Source organism: Achromobacter xylosoxidans, from assembly GCF_014490035.1.
Classification (GTDB): Bacteria; Pseudomonadota; Gammaproteobacteria; order Burkholderiales; family Burkholderiaceae_B; genus Achromobacter; species Achromobacter bronchisepticus_A.
In genome coordinates this window covers 188,289-210,112 of sequence record NZ_CP061008.1, presented here as the reverse complement: position 1 = coordinate 210,112, position 21,824 = coordinate 188,289, and the positions used below count along the sequence as shown (strand labels likewise).

General features: G+C 65.2%; 17 protein-coding genes. 7 read left to right on the top strand and 10 right to left on the bottom strand.

Translation table 11 applies throughout. From position 1 onward, the window contains the following. Window positions 1-82 precede the first annotated feature (82 nt). A complete protein-coding gene (locus IAG39_RS01015; RefSeq protein WP_118935103.1) occupies window positions 83-889 on the bottom strand; it encodes an SURF1 family protein in 807 nt (268 codons plus the stop codon). Window positions 890-928: 39 nt separating this feature from the next. Here IAG39_RS01015 and IAG39_RS01010 point away from each other — a divergent pair, with 39 nt between their 5' ends. Next, window positions 929-1,129: a twin transmembrane helix small protein gene (locus IAG39_RS01010; RefSeq protein ID WP_059376874.1), complete on the top strand. Its 201-nt coding sequence runs from the start codon at window positions 929-931 to the stop codon at window positions 1,127-1,129. Window positions 1,130-1,233: 104 nt separating this feature from the next. Here IAG39_RS01010 and IAG39_RS01005 read toward each other — a convergent pair whose 3' ends face one another. The 5 genes from IAG39_RS01005 to coxB form a co-directional block, all read right to left on the bottom strand. Next, window positions 1,234-2,109 (bottom strand): cytochrome c oxidase subunit 3, encoded by an 876-nt coding sequence (locus tag IAG39_RS01005; protein ID WP_042795688.1) that lies wholly within the window; start codon window positions 2,107-2,109, stop codon window positions 1,234-1,236. 38 nt (window positions 2,110-2,147) lie between these two features. Further along, window positions 2,148-2,372 carry a DUF2970 domain-containing protein gene (locus IAG39_RS01000; RefSeq protein ID WP_013390978.1) on the bottom strand — a complete coding sequence of 75 codons (225 nt, stop codon included), beginning with the start codon at window positions 2,370-2,372 and terminating at the stop codon, window positions 2,148-2,150. A gap of 9 nt (window positions 2,373-2,381) precedes the next feature. Then, window positions 2,382-2,507, bottom strand: a complete 126-nt coding sequence (locus IAG39_RS31460; protein ID WP_013390977.1) for a cytochrome oxidase small assembly protein — start codon at window positions 2,505-2,507, stop codon at window positions 2,382-2,384. Window positions 2,508-2,538: 31 nt separating this feature from the next. Next, a complete protein-coding gene (gene ctaD / locus IAG39_RS00995) occupies window positions 2,539-4,146 on the bottom strand; it encodes a cytochrome c oxidase subunit I (RefSeq protein WP_054455447.1) in 1,608 nt (535 codons plus the stop codon). Between the two features lie 104 nt (window positions 4,147-4,250). After that, window positions 4,251-5,408, bottom strand: coding sequence for a cytochrome c oxidase subunit II (coxB, locus tag IAG39_RS00990; RefSeq protein WP_059376871.1), 1,158 nt, complete (start codon window positions 5,406-5,408; stop codon window positions 4,251-4,253). A 288-nt stretch (window positions 5,409-5,696) separates the two neighbouring features. On the opposite strand from coxB, the gene IAG39_RS00985 reads away from it, so the two are divergent. Next, window positions 5,697-6,509, top strand: a complete 813-nt coding sequence (locus IAG39_RS00985) for an NUDIX hydrolase (protein WP_118935105.1) — start codon at window positions 5,697-5,699, stop codon at window positions 6,507-6,509. Between the two features lie 42 nt (window positions 6,510-6,551). On the opposite strand, the gene IAG39_RS00980 is transcribed toward IAG39_RS00985, so the two are convergent. Continuing rightward, window positions 6,552-9,266: a cation:proton antiporter gene (locus tag IAG39_RS00980; RefSeq protein ID WP_187523994.1), complete on the bottom strand. Its 2,715-nt coding sequence runs from the start codon at window positions 9,264-9,266 to the stop codon at window positions 6,552-6,554. Between the two features lie 184 nt (window positions 9,267-9,450). On the opposite strand from IAG39_RS00980, the gene cpdA reads away from it, so the two are divergent. Further along, window positions 9,451-10,290, top strand: a complete 840-nt coding sequence (cpdA, locus tag IAG39_RS00975; RefSeq protein ID WP_059376857.1) for a 3',5'-cyclic-AMP phosphodiesterase — start codon at window positions 9,451-9,453, stop codon at window positions 10,288-10,290. 343 nt (window positions 10,291-10,633) lie between these two features. On the opposite strand, the gene rpoH is transcribed toward cpdA, so the two are convergent. From rpoH to fghA, 3 genes are all read right to left on the bottom strand, one after another. Further along, window positions 10,634-11,518: an RNA polymerase sigma factor RpoH gene (gene rpoH / locus IAG39_RS00970; RefSeq protein ID WP_054455457.1), complete on the bottom strand. Its 885-nt coding sequence runs from the start codon at window positions 11,516-11,518 to the stop codon at window positions 10,634-10,636. A gap of 214 nt (window positions 11,519-11,732) precedes the next feature. Continuing rightward, window positions 11,733-12,422 (bottom strand): hypothetical protein, encoded by a 690-nt coding sequence (locus tag IAG39_RS00965; protein ID WP_059376854.1) that lies wholly within the window; start codon window positions 12,420-12,422, stop codon window positions 11,733-11,735. A gap of 93 nt (window positions 12,423-12,515) precedes the next feature. Further along, the gene (fghA, locus tag IAG39_RS00960; protein WP_059376850.1) at window positions 12,516-13,382 is read right to left on the bottom strand and encodes an S-formylglutathione hydrolase; all 867 of its coding nucleotides are present in this window, start codon (window positions 13,380-13,382) and stop codon (window positions 12,516-12,518) included. A gap of 234 nt (window positions 13,383-13,616) precedes the next feature. Here fghA and IAG39_RS00955 point away from each other — a divergent pair, with 234 nt between their 5' ends. The 4 genes from IAG39_RS00955 to IAG39_RS00940 all read left to right on the top strand — a co-directional run bounded on the left by IAG39_RS00955 (window position 13,617) and on the right by IAG39_RS00940 (window position 21,794). Beyond that, the gene (locus IAG39_RS00955) at window positions 13,617-14,378 is read left to right on the top strand and encodes a hypothetical protein (protein WP_059376848.1); all 762 of its coding nucleotides are present in this window, start codon (window positions 13,617-13,619) and stop codon (window positions 14,376-14,378) included. 368 nt (window positions 14,379-14,746) lie between these two features. Then, window positions 14,747-19,486, top strand: coding sequence for a glutamate synthase-related protein (locus tag IAG39_RS00950; protein ID WP_059376846.1), 4,740 nt, complete (start codon window positions 14,747-14,749; stop codon window positions 19,484-19,486). Window positions 19,487-19,494: 8 nt separating this feature from the next. Next, complete coding sequence (locus IAG39_RS00945; protein WP_059376843.1) at window positions 19,495-20,961, top strand: glutamate synthase subunit beta; 1,467 nt, start codon at window positions 19,495-19,497, stop codon at window positions 20,959-20,961. 194 nt (window positions 20,962-21,155) lie between these two features. Then, window positions 21,156-21,794: an OmpW/AlkL family protein gene (locus IAG39_RS00940; protein ID WP_059376841.1), complete on the top strand. Its 639-nt coding sequence runs from the start codon at window positions 21,156-21,158 to the stop codon at window positions 21,792-21,794. The last annotated feature ends 30 nt before the right edge of the window (window positions 21,795-21,824 follow it).

Here is a 21,824-nt window from a genome sequence, read left to right as displayed (position 1 = left end):
GCTTGCGTGCGGGCTTGGTAGAGGAAAGGTCGCGAGCCACTTTGTATCCTGTCGTCTTGCGGGTTAAGAATCGGCGTCCCGGTCAGGCGCCGGGCGCGTTCTGCGCGCGCCGCATGCGCCGGATGGCGCCCCCCAGCACCACCAGCCATGCGACGGCGGCAATCGAGGCAAAGGCAAACCACTGTACGGCATAGGACGTGTTCTGCTGGAAGTCCACGGACGGCTGCGGCCAATCGCGCACCAGGCCGTCTTCCGCGCCGCTTGCGGATTGCGACAGCACCGTGGGCAGCAGCGCCAGACCGGTGGACTTGGCGTATGCGTCCAGCGGCAGGTTCTGCACCTGCGGCAAGACGCCGCCAGCCGCGGGCAGCGATGCCGGCAAGGCGGATTGCTCCGTCCCGCCCAGCGACCAGATCTCGAACAGGCGCGGCACGCGCGGCGACAGTTCGCCCGTCACTGTCTGCTGCCCTTCGGGCGTGGCGGGCAGCGGAGGCTGCGCAGGACCCTGGCCCTGGATGCCCATGACGCGCGGAATCCAGCCGCGCAGCACCAGCACGGCGCGGCGCGCATCGGCGTCCAGCAGCAAGGGCGTGGCCAGCCAATAGCCGGGCTTGCCGTCGTGGTTGCGATTGTCCAGCAGTACACTGAATTGCGGCAGCCAGACCCCGCTGGCCTGGGCCGAACGCCAGGCGGTCATCTCGGCGGGATCGGTGGCCGGGGTCAAGGGCAGCGGCGCTTGCTTGCGGCCCGCTTCGATAGCGGCCAGAATGGCGCGTCGCTCATCGCCGCGGCGCAATTGCCATTGCCCCAGCGAAGCCAGGATGACCACGGCGGCACCCAGCAACAGCAAGGCGGCTACCGTGTATCGGGTTGAATGCGGTCGGGCCATATTTCTACAATAACTACTCTGATTCGTCCGGAGACCACCATGCGCGTTTTCGTCGTCCTGGCCTTTATCGGGATTCTGGCCAGCCTGGCATCGGCTCTGGTCTACCTGATGCGGGACAAGGGAACCACCAGCCGCACGGTCAACGCGCTGACGGTGCGCATCGGATTGTCGGTGGCTCTGTTCCTGTTTGTGCTGTTCGCCCATTACATGGGCTGGATCGAAAGCACAGGCCTTAGATAGGCATCCGGGCCGCGGGTTCCCGCAAGTGCATCACGATCGCAGATGAGTAAAACGCGCCAGTTCTCACACAAGAACTGGCGCGCTTCATAGTTTCCACGTAACGCTCAGAACCAGTACACGAACAGGTACAGGCCCAGCCACACCACGTCCACGAAGTGCCAGTACCAGGCGGCGCCTTCGAAACCGAAGTGATGGTCGGCCGTGAAATGCCCGCGGATCAGGCGGATCAGGATGACCGTCAACATGGTGGCGCCCAGCAGCACGTGGAAGCCGTGGAAGCCCGTCAGCATGTAGAACAGCGAACCGTAGGCGCCCGAATTGAACTTCAGGTTCAGCTCGGTATAGGCGTGGTGGTATTCGTAAGCCTGACAGGCCACGAAGACGAAGCCCAGGACCACGGTGGCCAGCAGCCAGAAGATGGTCTTGCCGCGATGGTTTTCGCGCAGCGCATGGTGGGCGATGGTCAACGTGACGCCGGAGCTCAGCAGCAGCGCCGTGTTGATGGTGGGCAGCCAGAAAGGTCCGACGGTCTGGAAGTGCTCGACCACGCCGGCGGGACCGAAGTTCGGCCACACGGCCTGGAAGTCGGGCCACAGCATCAGGCGGTGGTCCATGTCGCCCAGCCACGGCGTGGTGATGGTGCGCGTGTACCAGAGGGCGCCGAAGAACGCCGCGAAGAACATGACTTCCGAGAAGATGAACCAGCTCATGCCCCAACGGTAGGAACCGTCGATGCGCTTGCTGTTCAGGCCGATCTCGGATTCGTGGATGGCGTCACCGAACCAGTAGTACAGCACCACGATCAAACCGATGAAGCCCGCCAGCAGGGTCCACTTGGCCCAGCTGACGCCGTTGATCCAGGCCGCGGCGCTCAGGCCCATGAACAGCAGCGCCACAGCCGTACGCACGGGATGACCCGAGTCGGCGGGCACGAAGTAGTACGGTGCCTCTTTACCTTGAACCGAGTGGCTTGCACTCATGGCTTTCTCCCTGGTACAGATTTATAGAATTAAGTGATTCAAGTCAGGCTGGAAACGGCCCAACGCACAATTAATACCAGCACAGTAACGAAGATAGCCGCTGCCAGCAGCCCCGCCACGATCACATGGACCGGGTTGAGCTTGGCGACGTCTTCCCGATGGCCCGCCCCCTTGCGCACGCCGAAGAACCCCCACGCCACCGCCTTCATGGTCTGAAGGAAACTCAGCTTGCGCTGGGAGGTTTCGCGCAGGTCGTCGCTCATGGCCCGCGCCTAACTGACCGCGACGCCAGACAGCAGGGCCGAGCCGCGCAGCACGGTCCAGGCAAACACGGCAATGACGAAAGCCAGCAGGACCAGACCTGCGATCTTGTTGCGGCGGCGCTGCTCGGGTGTCATTGCTGTGCTACCTGAAACATGAAAGGCTGCCTTACTTCACTTCGGGCGGGGTTTCGAACGTATGGAAGGGAGCAGGCGACGGCACGGTCCATTCCAGGCCTTCGGCGCCTTCCCACGGCTTGGCCGCGGCGGGTTCGCCCTTGCCCATGTAGCAACGCACCATCGCCCACAGGAAGATCAGCTGCGACAGGCCGAACCAGAACGCGCCGATGGTGGCCATCTGGTGGAACGTCGTGAACTGGCCCGCATAGTCGGCGTAGCGGCGCGGCATGCCTGCCAGGCCCAGGAAGTGCATCGGGAAGAAGGTGACGTTGAACGAGATCAGCGTCGACCAGAAGTGCAGCTTGCCCAGCTTTTCGCTGTACATGCGGCCGGTCCACTTGGGCACCCAGTAGTAGGCGCCGGCGAACAGGGCGAACAGCGAGCCCGCCACCAGCACGTAGTGGAAGTGCGCAACCACGTAGTAGGTATCGTGGACCTGGATATCGATCGGCGCCACCGACAGGATCAAGCCGGTGAAGCCGCCCATGGTGAACACGAAGATGAAGCCGATCGAGAACAACATCGGGGTCTCGAACGTCATGGAGCCGCGCCACATGGTGGCGACCCAGTTGAACACCTTCACCCCGGTGGGGATGGAGATGAGCATGGTGGCATACATGAAGTAGAGCTGGCCCGTCACCGGCATGCCGGTGGTGAACATGTGGTGCGCCCACACGATGAAGGACAGCACGGCGATGGAAGCCGTCGCGTAAACCATGGAGGCGTAGCCGAACAGCTTCTTGCGGGCGAACGCGGGCACGATGGCCGACACGATGCCGAACGCCGGCAAGATCATGATGTAGACCTCGGGATGCCCGAAGAACCAGAACACGTGCTGATACAGGACCGGGTCGCCGCCTGCGGCGGCGTTGAAGAAGCCCGTGCCGAAATGGCGGTCGGTCAGCACCATGGTGATGGCGGCGGCCAGCACCGGCATCACGGCCAGCAGCAGGAAGGCGGTGATCAGCCAGGTCCAGCAGAACAGCGGCATCTTCATCAGCGTCAGGCCGGGCGCGCGCATGTTCAGGATGGTGACGATGATGTTGATCGCGCCCATGATGGACGAGGCGCCCATGATGTGCAGCGCGAAGATCGCCAGGTCCATGCCCGGGCCCATCTGCAGCGACAGCGGCGCGTACAGCGTCCAGCCGGCCGCGGTGGCGCCGCCGGGCACGAAGAACGACGCGGTCAGCATGATCGCGGCCACCGGCAGCAGCCAGAAGCTGAAGTTGTTCATGCGGGCGAACGCCATGTCGGAGGCGCCGATCTGCATCGGGATCATCCAGTTGGCGAAACCCACGAAGGCCGGCATGACCGCGCCGAACACCATGACGAGGCCGTGCATGGTGGTGAACTGGTTGAAGAGTTCGGGGCGGAAGAACTGCAGGCCCGGCTCGAAGAGCTCGGTGCGCAGCAATAGCGCCAGCGTGCCGCCTTCCAGCAGCATGACGAACGAGAAGATGAGGTACATCGTCCCGATGTCTTTGTGGTTCGTGGCGAAAAGCCAGCGGCGCCAGCCGGTGGGGATGGCGTGGTGGTGGTCATCGTGACCGTGGCCGTGGCCCGGCGACACGTGGTCTACAGTGACGCTGCTCATGATGGACTCCTTCCTGCTGAGTGCCGGGCCCGATCGACGGGGCCGGCAGGGTATCTCTAACTAAACGGAACCGGTTCTGCGAGGGTGTGGCGAGGCGCGCGCAATCAGCGCGCAGCCTGCACGTCCTTCGGTAGAACCGTCGGGTCCTGCCCCTTGCCTGCATTGCTCCAGGCATGGCGCGTATAGCTGATGACCGCTGCGATTTCGACATCGTTGAGCTGCCCGCCGAATGCCGCCATCGCGGTGCCGGGCTTGCCCTTCAGCACGGTGTTGATCTGTTCGGCCTTCGGGCCCAGAACAACCTTGTCTCCGTCGAGCGGGGGGAAACTGCCCGGGATGCCCTTGCCGTTGGCCTGGTGACAGGCAACGCAATTCGCCGCGAAAACTTTTTCGCCGCGGGCAACCAGTTCGGCTTCCGTCCACTCTTTATTGGGATCGTCGGCGTTTGCCGCCATCTTCTTCTTTTGGTCTTCAACCCACTTATCGTAGTCGGCTTGCGCCATGACTTCCACGACGATGGGCATGAATGCGTGATCCTTGCCGCACAGTTCCGCGCACTGACCACGGTAGATACCAGGCTTGTCGGCGTTGAACCAGGTGTCGCGCAGGAAGCCGGGTATGGCGTCCTGCTTGACGCCGAAGTCCGGAATCATCCACGAGTGGATGACGTCGGCCGCGGTCAGCACGATGCGGATCTTCTTGTTCACCGGGACGACCAGATGGTTGTCCACTTCCATCAGGTAGAACTCGCCCTTGGGTTCGCGGTTCTCGATCTGAGCGCGCGGGGTCGAGAGCGTGGAAAGGAACTTGATGCCGGTGGCCGAGCCGTCGAGGTACTCGTAGCCCCACTTCCATTGATAGCCGGTGACCTTCACGGTGAGGTCGGCGCTGGAAGTGTCTTTCATCGCAACCACCGTCTTGGTGGCGGGCAGCGCCATGGCGATGACGATGATGAACGGAATGACGGTCCAGGCGACTTCCACGCCCAGATGCTCATGGAAGGTCGCGGCTTTATGACCACGGGATTTTCGATGCGCCCAGATGGAGTAGAACATCACTCCGAAGACGCCGATGAAGATCACGATACAGATCGTGAGCAGCATCCAATGCAACCACATGATATCGCGCGAGATTGCCGTCACGCCTTCATGCAGATTGAGCTGATTGACCTTCGGGCCGCCGGGCATATCTTGCACCTGAGCACCTGCCACGCTGCCAATCAGCATCGCACAAGCCCCCAGTATCCCTCTCCACTTCTTCATGCTTACCTCGAAACACGGCGCGAAGGTCCGTTCGCTAGTGGCGGAAGTCACCGGAACCGGGCAACGCGCAATTATTAGATGGTAGGGCGTGACGGGGAGATAGAGCGGCCCCTGTCGTTCCCACTCGAAATCACAAAGAAACTGGCGGATTATAGCGGACGCGCAAATAGATGTAAGTTAGTGCCCTTGAATTCGTCAGGCCCGCCCCCATCTCCGCGCGCCCCTTGACCGCGCGCGATAAACAGGGTGGCATAAAATCGTCGGCAACATCATCACCACGGTTCCACGATGCCCAAGCAGTTGTCCGACTTGTACGCCGACCTGCGCGCCCGCGCGCAAGAGCCCGCCCCGGAAGGCGCGCGCGCTTTATATATAGCGGGGCGTCGCTGCGGCTGGGCCACGCATGCGGCGTGCGACGCATTGCGCGATGCGCCCGGCATCGCAACGGACGGCGCAAGCCTGCGCATCGGCGCGGACCTGCAGCCCGGCGCAGACCTGAACGGCGTGCTCGAACAGGCTGCGCAACTGTTGCGCCAAGCCAACTGCCTACGTGGCTGGCGCGACGAATTGCTGGATGTTCTGGACGGCGACGAGCCGCTGGGCGTGATCGAACGCGCGGCGGTGCGGCCGCTGGGCCTGCTCACCAAGGCCGTGCATCTGAATGCATGGACGCCGGATGGCCGCCTGTGGGTCGCGCGGCGCGCGCTCAGCAAATCGACCGATCCCGGTATGTGGGACACCTTGGTCGGCGGCCTGGCCGGCAGCCGCGAAGACCTGGAACTGGCGCTGGTGCGCGAATGCGGCGAAGAGGCGGGCCTGGACGCGCCCGACCTGACGCGGCGCTCGCCCCTGCGCACCATCCTGCGCATCCACCGCCGACTGCCCGAGGGCTATCAGGTCGAGGATGTCCTGACCAGCACCTGCGTGCTGGCAGCCGATGCCCGTCCTGCCAACCGGGACGGCGAGGTGATGGAGATCGCCACCATCGACGCGACCACGGCCGTGCGCCAGGTTGCGGAAGGCGAATTCACGCTGGAAGCGGCGTTGGTGATCATCGAAGACATCATGCAACGCCGCGCGGCCGGCGAAATCCCGGCCTGAGCCTCGCGGCCCGCGGCTGCGCGGGCAGCCACGACTCCTGAATCAACGCGGAACGATGCCTGGCTCGCCCAGCGCCGGGGTATCGGTGACGTTGCCGGCGAGATTCCCTGGCAGGCCGCTTGCAGGCGGCGTATCCGCCCCCGCGGCTTCGCGCGCCGCTTGGGTATCGGTGCCCGACGCAGCGCCCGCCGCTTCCGCGGCCTCGGCGGCCTGGGCCGGGCTCGGCGCCGAGGCCGGCGCGGGGACCGGGGCGGGCGCGGCATTGGCCTGCGAAAACTGCTTCCACACTTCGATTGCGCGCAGGCGTTGCTTGGCCACGACCTGGATACGTTCACGCAGATGCTCGTCGCGCGCCAGCAGGGCGTGGAAATCGCGCGAGGACAGCATCAGCAGCTTGCTGTAACCCAGCGACGTCACCTCCGGCATCAGCTGCTGTTCGCCCAGCAGGCCGAGTTCGCCGAAGAATTCACCGCTGCCCAGCTCGATCATGGTGTTGTCCGGCAGATGCACGGCCACGGCGCCCGAGGCCACGAAACACATTTCTTCGCCATGGCGGCCCTTGTTCAGCACGCGCTGATCCGGCAGCGCCAGGCGCGGCTTGAGCAGCTTGCTGATGGCCCGCAGGGAATCGGCGGACAGGCCTTCGAACAGCGGCACGCGCTTGATCAGGTCCGCCGCGCTCATTTCGATGTCCAGCGGCGGGTGCTTGTCGATGTGGGCCCAGCGGCTCTTCAACTGCGCCATCAGGTCGGCGTAGACCTCGCCGCTGATCAGGAACTGCTCAAGCATGTCGCGGTAGCGGATGCGCTCCATTTCGCGGGCCACGCGGCCCAGGTAGCTTTCCTGCAGCCACTGGGCATAAGACGGATATTGCAGGTTGAGGGCCTGCATGGCGTTTTCGATCAGGTCCAGGCGGCGCTGATGCAGGGACACGATGCGCTGCGTGGCGTCCTCGCCCAGCAGGGGCGTGATCTGTTCGCGCGCGAAGGCGATCAGGCGCTGCGCGACCGACCGCTTGCTCATCAGGTTGGCGAAGCGCTGGCCCAGTTCACGCGCCAGCCAGCCCTGGAAGCCGAACAGGTAATGCAGCCGCAAGGCCAGCCGGAAACCGGTGGAATAGCGCACGTCGGCAACGATGGCGCGCTCAAAACCCGGAACGCCGCCCAGCCGGATCGCGTCCTCCAGCCGTTCGGCCCGCGCCAGCAGCGTTTCGGCCATGCGCCAGTCCACGATCTGCGCCTTCAGGATGTCGAAGAACATTTCCTCTTCGCGCTGGGCCACGATGGCCAGCCCCACCGCCACGCGCTGGTCGTCCGTCATCTGGCTGACCTGGCCGTCATGCACGCTGGTCAGGCTGGCGTCGAACACGGCGCGAATGCGGTCGCGGACCTCGGTGCCGATATGCTCGGTCTTGGCGACCTCTTCGGTCTTGCCCTGCAGGTCTTCCAGCGCCACGGCCAGCGCCTGGTTGCGGATGGTGCGCTCCACCGGCGACAGCTGGTTCAGGCCCAGCATGCGAATCAGCGGCCGCAGGCTGATGCCGTTGATGAACAAGGTCAGCAGCACATAGCTGGTGGTGGCCACCGCGATGAACTGGCGCGCCTCTTCGGCCACCCCGGTCTGCTCCGTCACGGCCAGCGCCAGCGCCAGCGACACCGCGCCGCGCAGGCCGCCCCACAGCATGACAACCTTGTAGGGCCTGCTGACCTTGGTCCCCAGCCGAGTCAGGCCCAGCAGCGGCAACAGGCCGAAGACGACGATGGCGCGCGCGACCAGCGTCGCCACGAACACCACGGCCACCAGCGCCAGTTCCTGCCAGTCGGCGGCCGCCATCAGCTTGGGGATCAGCATGGCCGCGAACAGGAAGATCAGCGAGTTGGCCCAGAAGCCGAACTGCTCCCAGGCGCTGGACAGGTATTCGAAGGTGGTCGGCGACATGCGCGTGCGGCCGGTGGATCCCACCACCAGGCCCGCGATCACGGTGGCGACCACGCCCGACACGTTCAGGTAGTGCTCGGAAATGAAGAAGGACAGATAGGCCAGCGTCAGGGTCAGCGTGATTTCCGCGGTGGGAAAGCCGCGCAGCCAGGCGAACAGGAAGCAGGCCAGCCGGCCCATGGCGAAACCCGCCAGGCCGCCGCCGATGAAGTGCACGATGAAGTCGTTGAAGATGCCGCTGGCGGTGAGCTCGCCATGGCCGCCCAGCACGGCCAACAGCACGGAGTACAGGGCAATGGAGGCCGCGTCGTTGAACAGGCTTTCGCCTTCGACCAGGGTGGTCAGGCGCTTGGGCGCGCCCACTTCGCGGAAGATGCCCACCACCGCCACGGGGTCGGTGGTGGCGACGATGGCGCCCAGCAGCAGGCAGACCACCAAGCCGTAGGGCGAAATGGCGTCCAGCGTGACGCCGACCACCACGGTACAGACCACCACGGCCACGATGGCCATCATGAGGATGGGTCCGATATCGTCCATCAAGCGCCGCACGTTCATGGACAGCGCGGTCTCGAACAAGAGCACCGGCAGGAACACCATCAGGAAGGTTTCGGACGAAATCTCGAAGCGTTCCAGTGAATCCAGGAAGTCGCCGATCCAGCTGGGCGCCCAGCCGTGGACGTGCACGATGATGCCCAGCAGACAGCCGACGATGGCCAGCAGCACCGAATAGGGTAGCTTGAGGCGGCCGGCCAGGGGCGGCATGAAGCAGACCAGCGTCAACAGACCCGCCAGGCCGAATACGAGAAAACCTACATCCATGTTCTGTGGGGGGAGCTTGTGTGAAGTTCCACAAGAATAGCGGCTTTTTCCTCCCGGACCGGAGCAGGAACTACCAGGAATCGTGGAGAATGCACGTTTCGTTACCCCAATGCGGACAAGCGATACGCGTCGCGCCGTGTTTTTTGGGTAATGTGGAATCGCACAAACTTTGCAGGAGCGGCACTTGGCCCGGATTCATTCCCTGACCCGGCGCGACGACGCGCCCGCCATGCTGGTCCAGCTGACCGACAGCCATCTGTTCGGCGAACCTGAAACCTCGATGCTGGGCGTCAACACGGACGCCAGCCTGCGCGCGGTGCTGCGCCAGATCGAGGCGGACGGCAAGCATCCCGATCTGCTGCTGGCGACCGGCGACATGTCCCAGGACGGCGAGGCCGCAGCCTATCGCCGGCTGGCGCGCGTCCTGTCCGAGGCGCCGGCGCTGGCGCAGGCCTGCATCCGCTGTCTGCCCGGCAACCATGATCTGCCGGCCGTGATGCGCCAGGAACTGCCGCAATGGTCGGTCCCGGTGACGGACGTGGGCGCCTGGCGCGTGGTCACGCTGGACACCACCGTGCCCGGTTCCAACGCCGGCCATCTGCCCGCGAGCCAGCTCGACCTGCTGGAGGCCGCGCTGGCCGAGGCTCCGGGCCGCCACACGCTGGTCGCCATGCATCACAACCCCATGCAGATCGACAGCCACTGGCACGATTCGATGATGATCGACAACCCGCAGGCCCTGTTCAAGCTGCTGGCGCGCTGGCCGCAGGTCCGCGTGCTGCTGTGGGGCCATGTGCACCATGAGTTCGACCGCCGCCGCCACAACCTGCGCCTGCTGGCCACGCCGTCGACCTGCTTCCAGTTCAGCATCCGCGACGGCAAGCACGTGGTGGACAACATGGCGCCCGGCTACCGCTGGATCAAGCTGTACCAGGACGGTTCAATGGCGACCGGCGTACGGCGCGTGCAGGACGCGCTGTGGCATGGCGCCATGACGGCCTCCGACAACGCCCAGGCGGCCTAGACAAGCCGCGCTTCTTGCTCCGGCTGCGCACGGCGTTGGCCGCTTGAGTCCGGTGCAAGCGCGAACCGGACGCGCATAAAAAACGGGGCACCAGGTATGCATGGTGCCCCGCAAGCATCCGTCTCATAGGGGAGGGGAAAGAGGAGAAGCCGAGACGGATGACAAGACTGCTAACCGAAGTTCGCGGTCTACATGAAGTTAGGCGGTGCGATCCTCATTAAGTTTCTCGCGCCGCGCAAAATTTCCGCCCGAATTTGTATCAATATATTCATGCGCGGCCGCGGCGCGCCGGAAAAGCAAAAGGGCCGCTGATCGCGGCCCTTCGCATGGTTCGACAAGCGCCTCAAGAGGCCAGGTTGCCGCGCATCTTCTTCAGGGCGGCCGCTTCGATCTGGCGGATGCGCTCGGCCGACACGCCGAACTCCTGCGCCAGTTCGTGCAGCGTGGCGCCGCCGTCGTCCTGCAGCCAGCGGGCCTCGACGATGCGGCGCGAACGCGGATCCAGCGCTTGCAGCGCGTCGGTCAGGCCGGCGCTTTGCAGCTGGTCGCGGGCGGCGCGTTCCAGCACCCGGGTGGGTTCCTGGCGGCCCTCGTCGGACAGGTAGGCGATGGGCGCGTAGCTGTCATCGTCATCGTCCTGGTTTTCCAGCGACATGTCGCGGCCGGACAGGCGCACTTCCATTTCGCTCACGTCTTCGCGGCGCACGTTCAGTTCGCGCGCGATGTGGTCGACCTGTTCCGGATCCAGCGTCTGGCCGTCGGGGCGCATGCTGCGCAGGTTGAAGAACAGCTTGCGCTGGGCCTTGGTCGTCGCGACCTTCACCAGCCGCCAGTTGCGGATGATGTACTCGTGGATTTCGGCCTTGATCCAGTGCACGGCGAACGACACCAGGCGCACACCGCGCTCGGGGTCGAAGCGCTTGACGGCCTTCATCAGGCCCACGTTGCCTTCCTGGATGAGGTCGGCATGCGGCAATCCATAGCCCAGGTACTGACGCGCCACCGACACCACCAGGCGCAGGTGCGACAGAATCAGTTCGCGCGCGGCGCCCAGGTCTTCCTGGTCGCGCAGGCGGCGGCCTAGCTCGGTTTCACGTTCCGCGGACAAGACCGGCAGGCGGTTGACCGAGGAGATATAAGCGTCGATCGTGCCAAGTGCGCCCGGATTGGCAATGGCCAACGCCAGGGCGTTGCCGGAAGCGGCCAACGAGGTACTGGGTTGCTTCATAGCGGGGGTCTCCGGATGGCGAAGGGATAACGACATGGATTCGATGTTAGCACTCTAGTATTGGGAGTGCTAATTCGACTATTGCGGCGCGTCAAAGTTTCATTCGTCGCATTGCGTCCCCGTTTATTTTTTCGGGGTGGTTTGCCGCCATGGGACAACCGAGCGCTGCCGGCGGATGGCCAGCCCCTGAATCCGGACGCGGTTGCGGCTTGCCCTACCAGCCCAGCCGCTTCAAGCCCTCGGCCGTAGCTTCGCCGTCGGGCCGCACGAACAGCGCCCCGCGCGGATCCATCAACACCTGGTAGCGGGCGCCATCGAACAGCGGCATATACGCAGCGCTGCCAAATTGGACATCGACGAACGGGAACCAGTTCGGGAAATTCTTCTTCAGCGATGCCAGATCCGGCGCCGGCCAGTCGTCCAGCGCGTGGACCGAGCGCGTGGCCGAGGCTTCCCGCGCCGCATCGCTATAGCGGCCGGACAGGCGCTCCAGCCGGTACAGCGGCGGCACGCCGGCCATCAGCGCCGGCAGGCGCCAGCGCACGACCCGCGCATCGATCTGCCACTGATCCCCGTAGAGGACGTACTGCTTGGTGCCGGTGCCAGGCGCGCTGGCGTTGAGCTGGAACTGGCCGTCGGCCACCTGCCGAACTTCAATATGCGCCACCGGCTCATCGGTCGTCAGGCGGAAGAATTGCACCAGCGAAAGGGCCAGCAGGCCCGACACGCATCCCAGCAGCACCAGCATCAGGCCGAAAAGGCGGCGCACCGGCCGGAACTGGAACATCCTGCGGCCGCGCTCGTCTCGCGGGCCGCCGCGGCCCAGCAGCATGACGATGCCCGGCAGCAGGACGACGACGGCGCCCAGCAGTATCCAGACGAAGGGAGCGATTCCGTTGATCAAATCAGGCGTTCCTATTGAGCACAGACCGCAGGCGGCGCGCCGGGGCACGCAAGCAGCCTGCCGCGGCAGGCCCGCCAGTATAGAAGCGCGCCCTCAGGGCGCCGGTTTTCCAAGCCGCTCGACGTGAAACCGGATGTGATCCTCGATGAACGTCGAGATGAAGTAGTAGCCATGGTCGTAGCCCGGATGGCGCCGCAGGTCCAGCGGCTGGCCAGCGGCGGCGCAGGCTGCCTCGAATACCTCGGGATACAACTGTTCGGCCAGGAATTGATCCGACTCGCCTTGATCGATCAGGATGCCAGCGGGAAACGGGTTGGTGGCGCCGCGCATCAGCGCGGATGCGTCGTACGCGGCCCAATCCTCGGTCCTGTCGCCCAGGTAGGCGCCGAACGCCTTCTTGCCCCAGGGGCACTGGCTGGGCGCGGCGATGGGCGCAAACGCCGACACCGAGCGGAACTTGCCGGGGTTGCGCAGCGCCAGCACCAGCGCGCCGTGGCCGCCCATGGAATGGCCGAAGATGCCGGTGCGCGACGCGTCGCCGGGCAGGGCCTCGCCCGTGACGATGCCGTGCAGTTCCTGCGTCACGTAGCTGTACATGCGGTAGCGGTCGCGCCAGGCGGGGGTGGTGGCGTCCACGTAGAAGCCCGCGCCGGTGCCCAGGTCCCAGCTTTCGTCCTCGCCGGCCACGTTGGCGCCGCGCGGGCTGGTGTCCGGGGCGACCAGCATGACGCCAAGCTCGGCGGCCAGGCGCTGGGCGCCCGCCTTGATCATGAAGGTCTCTTCCGTGCAGGTCAGGCCCGCCAGGTAGAAGAGCACCGGAACCGGGCCTTGCTCGGCCTGCGGCGGCAGGTAGACGGAGAAGCGCATGGGCAGGCCGATCTCCGCGGACTCGTGGCGGTAATAGCGCTGCCAGCCGCCGAAGCAGCGATGCTGCGAAATGAGTTCCAGGGCGACTGCCATTGCTTTCCTCCGGTCGGAATGATGGGAAAGAACGTCTCGCGGATTAGGGGATATCCACGGTACGACGTTCCGTCGCCGAATGTTAACCTGGGCTTTATAGGGTACGAACGACAGAAAAAAAGCGATTTCCTGCCCTGACCATGATCACGGGACTTGACCAGCGCCCACCGTGGCACTATTTATATACCGTGAGCGAAGACAACCCGTTCTTCCAAATACGCAAGTCCTGACACTATGGCCCGTCTGCCCCGTCTGTACGCCCCTGGGCTGCCCCAACTGGTGCAGGCCAACTTCATCCAGCCGCTGGCGGCGCCGTCGCAGCCCGCGCCGGCCGACATATTGAACCAACTGGCCACGTGGCTGGGCGAATCCGCCCAACGCCACCGAGTCTCGGTTCACGGCTGGCTGCTTGCCAACGACCGCATCCTGCTGCTGGCCACGCCCGCGGACGAGGAAGGCCTGCCGCGCCTGATGCAGACGCTGGGCCGCAACCTTGCGGCGCGCCTGCGCGGCGGCCGGGTCTTCGCCGGCCGCTACCGCTCTGCCTTGCTGGAACCGGGTGCCTGGGTGCTGCCGTCGCTGGTCTGGCTCGAAACCTACCCGGTGCGCAGCGGCGCCTCGCAGGATCCCGATTCCTGGCCCTGGTCGTCCGCTTCCAGCCACACCGGCAACACCACCGCTGCGCCCGCGCAATGGCAGTCGGACCACGCGGACTACTGGGCCTGTGGCAATACCCCGTTCGACCGCCAGGCCAATTACCGCAAGCGCTTGCAGGACGGCCTGTCGCGCGAGGAAACGCAGCGCATCGACCAGGCTGTCTCCGGACAATGGGCGCTGGGCGGTCCCGCCTTCATCGCCAGCCTGGCCCATACCGCCAGCCGCCGGGTCGCACCTGGCCAGCGCGGACGTCCGCGCAAGAAGCCGGCGGCGGCGTCTACCGACGCGGAACCGAGTTCCTCGCCGCCCACCACGACGCCCACGTCGACATCCTCCTGATTACGGACCCGCCTGAACGGCGGGTTCTTTCATTGTGGCGTACCACTACGGCGCAGACCGCCGTGCGCATTGGCGTTTCCGCAACGCCGACGCCAGCCGCAGCTATCAAAATCCCTCAAATAATTGGGGACATATGATAGAAAAAAAGGCGATTTGTCGCATGAGCGAGCACCTTACTGGTGCATACCCTCCTGGCGAGGCCCATTTGGCGTGGCTCTTGATGCGTCACCGAATTAACTATCAATGACAGTCCATATTAAAAATAGGGGACATACCCTATTTATTCCTATTGCACCCTACTCATGTCGGGGGTATTGTCCGTCTCCTGCACTGCAACATTACGACGCAGGCCCACTGCGGAGCGCGCCATGCCCCAAATTACCCCGATCGACTCCTGTCCCCCGCCCAAGGCGACCCCCATCGATGCCAGCCGCATCGGGCTGCCTTCCGCCCAGGGCCTGTACAACCCCAAGAACGAGCATGACGCCTGCGGCGTCGGTTTCGTCGCCCACATCAAGGGCAAGAAAAGCCACGCCATCATCCAGCAGGGCCTGAAGATCCTGGAAAACCTGGACCACCGCGGCGCGGTCGGCGCGGACAAGCTGATGGGCGACGGCGCCGGCATCCTGATCCAGATCCCCGACGCGCTCTATCGCGACGAGCTCGGCCATCAAGGCATCACGCTGCCGCCTCCCGGCGAGTACGGCGTGGCCATGGTGTTCCTGCCCAAGGAAACGGCCTCGCGCCTGGCCTGCGAACAGGAGCTGGAACGCTCCGTGCGCGCCGAAGGCCAGGTCGTCCTGGGCTGGCGCGACGTGCCGGTGGACGTGGACATGCCCATGTCGCCCGCCGTGCGCGCCTGCGAACCCGTGATCCGCCAGCTGTTCATCGGCCGCGGCGCCGACGTGATGGTGCCGGACGCGCTGGAACGCAAGCTGTACGTGATCCGCAAGACCGCCAGCCACGCCATCCAGAACATGCATCTGGCGCACGGCAAGGAATACTTCGTGCCCTCGGCCTCGGTGCGCACCGTGGTCTACAAGGGCCTGCTGCTGGCCGACCAGGTCGGCCGCTACTACCGCGACCTGGCCGACCCGCGCACGGTGTCGGCCCTGGCGCTGGTGCACCAGCGCTTCTCGACCAACACGTTCCCCGCCTGGCCGCTGGCCCACCCGTACCGCATGATTGCCCACAACGGCGAAATCAACACGGTCAAGGGCAACTTCAACTGGCTGCGCGCGCGCGAAGGCATGATGCAGTCGGCCGTGCTGGGCGACGACCTGAAGAAGCTGTACCCCATCGTCTACGAAGGCCAGTCGGACACCGCCACGTTCGACAACTGCCTGGAACTGCTGGTGAATTCGGGCTACTCGCTGGCCCACGCCATGATGATGATGATCCCGGAAGCCTGGGAGCAGCACACGCAGATGGATGAAAGCCGCCGCGCTTTCTACGAGTACCACGCCGCCATGATGGAACCGTGGGACGGCCCCGCCGCGGTTGCGTTCACCGATGGCCGCCAGATCGGCGCCACGCTGGATCGCAACGGCCTGCGCCCGGCCCGCTACCTGGTCACCGATGACGACATGGTCATCCTGGCTTCCGAAGCCGGCACCCTGTCCATCCCCGAGAACCGCATCGTCAAGAAGTGGCGCCTGCAACCGGGCAAGATGTTCCTGATCGACCTGGAACAGGGCCGCATCATCGACGACGCCGAGATCAAGCTGCAGCTGGCCAACAGCCGGCCGTACCGCCAGTGGATCGAACGTCTGCAGATCAAGCTGGAATCGCTGCCGGCCCCGCGCCAGGCCGCCGTCGCCACGCAGTCGCAGGTGTCGCTGCTGGACCGCCAGCAGGCCTTCGGCTGGACCCAGGAAGACTACAAGTTCATCCTGGAACCGATGGCCACGACGGGCGAGGAAGTCATCGGCTCGATGGGCAACGACGCGCCGCTGGCCGTGCTGTCCGATCGCGCCAAGCCGTTCTACAACTACTTCCGCCAATTGTTCGCGCAAGTCACGAACCCGCCGATCGACCCCATCCGCGAACAGCTGGTGATGTCGCTGGTGTCCTTCATCGGCCCCAAGCCGAACCTGCTGGACATCAACAACGTCAACCCGCCGCTGCGCCTGGAAGTGTCGCAGCCGGTGCTGGACTTCGCCGCCATGGCGCAGATCCGCGACATCGAACAGGTCACGGGCAAGAAGTTCCGCAGCTTCGAGCTGGACATCACCTATCCCGCCGCCTGGGGCCCGGAGGGCATCGAAGCCCGCGTGGCCGCGCTGTGCGCGCGCGCCGTGGACGCGGTGCGCAGCGGCTACAACATCCTGATCGTGTCCGACCGCCTGGTCGACAGCGAGCGCGTGGCCATCCCCGCGCTGCTGGCGACGTCCGCGGTCCACCAGCACCTGATCCGCGCCGGCCTGCGCACCAATACCGGCCTGGTCGTGGAAACCGGCTCGGCGCGCGAAGTGCACCATTTCGCGCTGCTGGGCGGCTACGGTGCGGAAGCCATCCACCCCTACCTGGCGCTGGAATCGCTGGGCAAGATGAACGACCCCGAAAAGGCGGTCAAGAACTTCATCAAGGCCATCGGCAAGGGCCTGAACAAGGTCATGTCCAAGATGGGCATTTCCACCTACATGTCCTATACCGGCGCGCAGATCTTCGAAGCCGTGGGCCTGCAGACCGCGCTGGTGAACAAGTACTTCACCGGCACCGCCTCCAACATCGAAGGCATCGGCATTTTCCAGGTGGCCGAGGAAGCGCTGCGCCAGCACCGCGCCGCCTTCAGCACCGATCCGGTACTGGCCAACGACCTGGACGCGGGCGGCGAATACGCCTATCGCGTACGCGGCGAAGAGCACATGTGGACGCCGGATTCCATCGCCAAGCTGCAGCACGCTTCGCGCGCCAACAACTACCGCACGTACAAGGAGTACGCGCAGATCATCAACGACCAGAGCCGCCGCCACATGACGCTGCGCGGCCTGTTCGAGTTCCGCTTCGATCCGTCGCGCGCGATTCCGCTGGACGACGTCGAATCCGCCAAGGACATCGTCAAGCGTTTCGCCACCGGCGCCATGTCGCTGGGCTCGATCTCCACCGAAGCGCACTCGGTGCTGGCCGTGGCCATGAACCGCATCGGCGGCAAGTCCAACACCGGCGAAGGCGGCGAGGACGAACTGCGCTACCGCGCCGAAATGCGCGAAGGCAAGAGCACCATCAAGGACGGCGACACGCTGGCCTCGGTGCTGGGCTCGGACCGCATCGAAGCGGACGTCGAACTGAAGAAGGGCGATTCGCTGCGTTCGAAGATCAAGCAGGTGGCCTCGGGCCGTTTCGGCGTGACCGCCGAATACCTGTCGTCGGCCGACCAGATCCAGATCAAGATGGCGCAAGGCGCCAAGCCCGGCGAAGGCGGCCAGCTGCCTGGCCACAAGGTGTCGGAATACATCGCCAAGCTGCGCTACTCGGTGCCGGGCGTGGGCCTGATCTCGCCCCCTCCGCACCATGACATCTATTCCATCGAAGACCTGGCCCAGCTGATCCACGACCTGAAGAACGTGAATTCCAAGGCCTCGGTATCGGTCAAGCTGGTATCGGAAGTAGGCGTGGGCACGGTGGCCGCGGGCGTGGCCAAGGCCAAGGCCGACCATGTCGTGATCGCCGGCCATGACGGCGGCACGGGCGCCTCCCCGGTGTCGTCCATCAAGCACGTGGGCACGCCCTGGGAACTGGGCCTGGCCGAGACGCAACAGACGCTGGTGCTCAACCGCCTGCGCAGCCGCATCCGCGTGCAGGCCGACGGCCAGATGAAGACCGGCCGCGACGTCGTCATCGGCGCGCTCCTGGGCGCCGACGAGTTCGGCTTCGCGACCGCGCCGCTGGTCGTGGAAGGCTGCATCATGATGCGCAAGTGCCACCTGAACACCTGCCCGGTGGGTGTGGCCACGCAAGACCCGGTCCTGCGCAAGAAATTCCAGGGCAAGCCCGAGCACGTCGTGAACTTCTTCTTCTTCATCGCCGAGGAAGTCCGCGAAATCATGGCCCAGCTGGGCATCCGCAAGTTCGACGACCTGATCGGCCGCGCCGACCTGCTGGACATGCGTTCGGGCGTGGAGCACTGGAAGGCCCAGGGCCTGGACTTCGCCCGCGTGTTCCATCAAACGCAATCCGACGCCGACGTGCGCCAGACCGAAGAGCAGGACCACGGCCTGGCCGGCGCGCTGGACCACCAGTTGATCGAGCGCAGCAAGCCCGCGCTGGAACGCGGCGAGAAGGTTTCGTTCATCGTCCCCGTGCGCAACCGCAACCGCACCATCGGCGCCATGCTGTCGGGCGCGGTGGCCGCGCGCTATGGCCATGACGGCCTGCCGGACGACACCATCCACATCCAGTGCAACGGCACGGCCGGCCAAAGCTTCGGCGCGTTCCTGGCCCACGGCATCACGATGGACCTGGTGGGCGAAGGCAACGACTACGTCGGCAAGGGCCTGTCCGGCGGCCGCATCATCGTGCGCTCGCCCAACGACTTCCGCGGCTTCGGCCCCGACCACATCATCGCCGGCAACACCGTGCTGTACGGCGCGCTGGCGGGCGAGGCGTTCTTCAACGGCGTGGCCGGCGAGCGTTTCGCGGTGCGCAACTCGGGCGCGGCCACCGTCGTGGAAGGCACCGGCGACCACGGCTGCGAATACATGACCGGCGGCACCGTCGTCGTACTGGGTGCCACGGGCCGCAACTTCGCGGCAGGCATGTCGGGCGGCGTGGCCTACGTGTGGGATCCGGAACGCACGCTCAAGCAGCGCGCCAACCTGTCCATGGTCGAACTGGAAAGCATCGTGCCGCACGCGGAACAGCTCGCCCAGAACAACATCGACGTCTGGCACAGCGCGCAGCGCGGCGGTGAACGCGAAACGGACGAAACCATCCTGCGCCGCCTGGTGGAAGACCACTTCCGCTACACCGGCAGCTTCCGCGCCCGCGAAATCCTGGGCGACTGGGAAGCCTCGCGCGGCAAATTCGTGAAAATCATGCCGACGGACTACCGCCGCGCATTGGGTGAAATGTGGCGTGCAGCCAACCCGCAACAACTGGCTGCGTGAGGGATACCATGGGAAAGATTACCGGCTTTATGGAATTTCAGCGTCTGCAGGAGGCCTCCGAGGCCCCGCAGAAGCGGCTGAAGAACTGGCGCGAATTCGTGCTGCACCTGAGCGACGACCAGGCCAAGCAGCAGGCGGCGCGCTGCATGGACTGCGGCATCCCGTTCTGCAACAACGGCTGCCCCGTCAACAACATCATCCCGGACTGGAATGACCTGGTGTACCGGCAGGACTGGAAGCGCGCGCTGGACGTCCTGCACTCCACCAACAACTTCCCCGAGTTCACCGGCCGCATCTGCCCGGCGCCGTGCGAAGCTGCCTGTACCTTGAACATCAACAGCGACGCTGTCGGCATCAAGTCCATCGAGCACGCCATCATCGACAAGGGCTGGGCCGAGGGCTGGGTGTCGCCGCAGGTGCCGGCGCGCAAGACCGGCAAGAAGGTTGCCGTGGTGGGCTCCGGCCCCGCCGGCATGGCGTGCGCGCAGCAGCTGGCCCGCGCCGGCCATTCGGTGACGCTGTTCGAAAAGAGCGACCGCATCGGCGGCCTGCTGCGCTACGGCATCCCCGACTTCAAGCTTGAAAAGCACCAGATCGACCGCCGCATCTCGCAGATGGAAGCCGAGGGCGTGGAGTTCGCGCCGTCGACCTACATCGGCAATCCCAGCGACCCCGTGGCCGACGGCCTGACGGTGCGCACGCCGGAATCGCTGCTGGCCGAGTTCGACGCGGTAGTGATGAGCGGCGGTTCGGAAACGCCGCGTGACCTGCCGGTTCCCGGCCGCGAGCTGTCGGGCGTGTACTTCGCCATGGACTTCCTGCGCCAGCAGAACAAGGCGGTGGCGGGCGACCGGCTCACCAACCAGACGCTGGCCAAGGGCAAGCACGTGGTGGTGATCGGCGGCGGCGACACGGGTTCCGACTGCGTCGGCACCAGCAACCGCCACGGCGCAGCCTCGGTCACGCAATTCGAGCTGATGCCCCAGCCGCCGGAAAGCGAAAACAAGAGCATGACCTGGCCGTATTGGCCGCTGAAGATGCGCACCTCGTCCTCGCACGAGGAAGGCTGCGAGCGCGACTGGTCCGTGACCACCAAGCTGCTCCAGGGCAGCAATGGCAAGGTCGAAAAGCTGATCGGCGCGCGCGTCGAATGGTTCAAGGACGAAGCCACCGGCCAAATGAAGATGCGCGAAGTCGAAGGCTCTGAATTCGAGATCAAGGCCGACCTGGTGCTGCTGGCCATGGGCTTCGTGTCGCCCGTGCAGACGGTGCTGGACGCCTTCGGCGTGGACCGCGATGCGCGCGGCAACGTGCGCGCCAATACCGACGACTACCGCACCAACGTCGAGAAGGTCTTCACCGCCGGCGACATGCGCCGCGGCCAGTCCCTGGTGGTCTGGGCCATCCGCGAAGGCCGCCAGTGCGCGCGCTCGGTGGACGCCTACCTCATGGGCAGCAGCGAACTGCCGCGCTGATCGCCACGATCAGGCTCAACCGGATCGCCGCCGAGCGCATTGCGCCGGCGGCGATTTTTTTGCCTGCCCTCCGGCCTGTTGCAACATAACCACTTTCCGATTGCGGTCTTTTCACGATTTGACACACATCAAGCGGGTCGGACGCCAGGTTTGAGAACCTGTCGTCTCACCCAATGGAAAGATCGGAGAAGAGAATGTTTTCGCTGAACGGCCGTATCCGCGCCACCGCCATCGCCGGCCTGCTCGCCGCTGGCACGCTCGCCGCCCCCGCGCACGCCCACGAAGCGGGCGACGTGCTGTTCAAGGTCGGCGTGACGCAGGTCCGCCCCTCGTCCAACAACGGCACCGTGCTCAATGGCAGCGTCGGACTCGACGTGAGCAACAACGTGCGCCCGAGCTTCACGCTGACCTACATGGCCACGCGCAACATCGGTATCGAACTGCTGGGCGCCTGGCCCTTCCAGCATGACGTCAGCGGCAGCGGCCTGGGCAAGATCGGCTCGACCAAGCAATTGCCGCCGACGCTGAGCCTGCAATGGCACATCCTGCCCGACAGCATGATCCAGCCCTACATCGGCGTGGGCATCAACTACACCCACTTCTTCGACACCCAGGCCGAAGGCGCGCTGAAGGGCTCGGACCTGAAGCTGGGCGACTCCTGGGGCGTGGCCGCGCAGCTGGGCGCGGACTTCAAGATCAACGAGCGCTGGTTCATGAACGCGGACATCCGCTACATCGACATCCGCTCCAAGGTGAAGCTGGACGGCCAGCACATCGGCACCGCGCGCATCGATCCGTGGGTCGCGACGCTGGGCGTCGGCTACCGCTTCTAAGCGCAAAAGGGCCGCGCATCACGCGCGGCA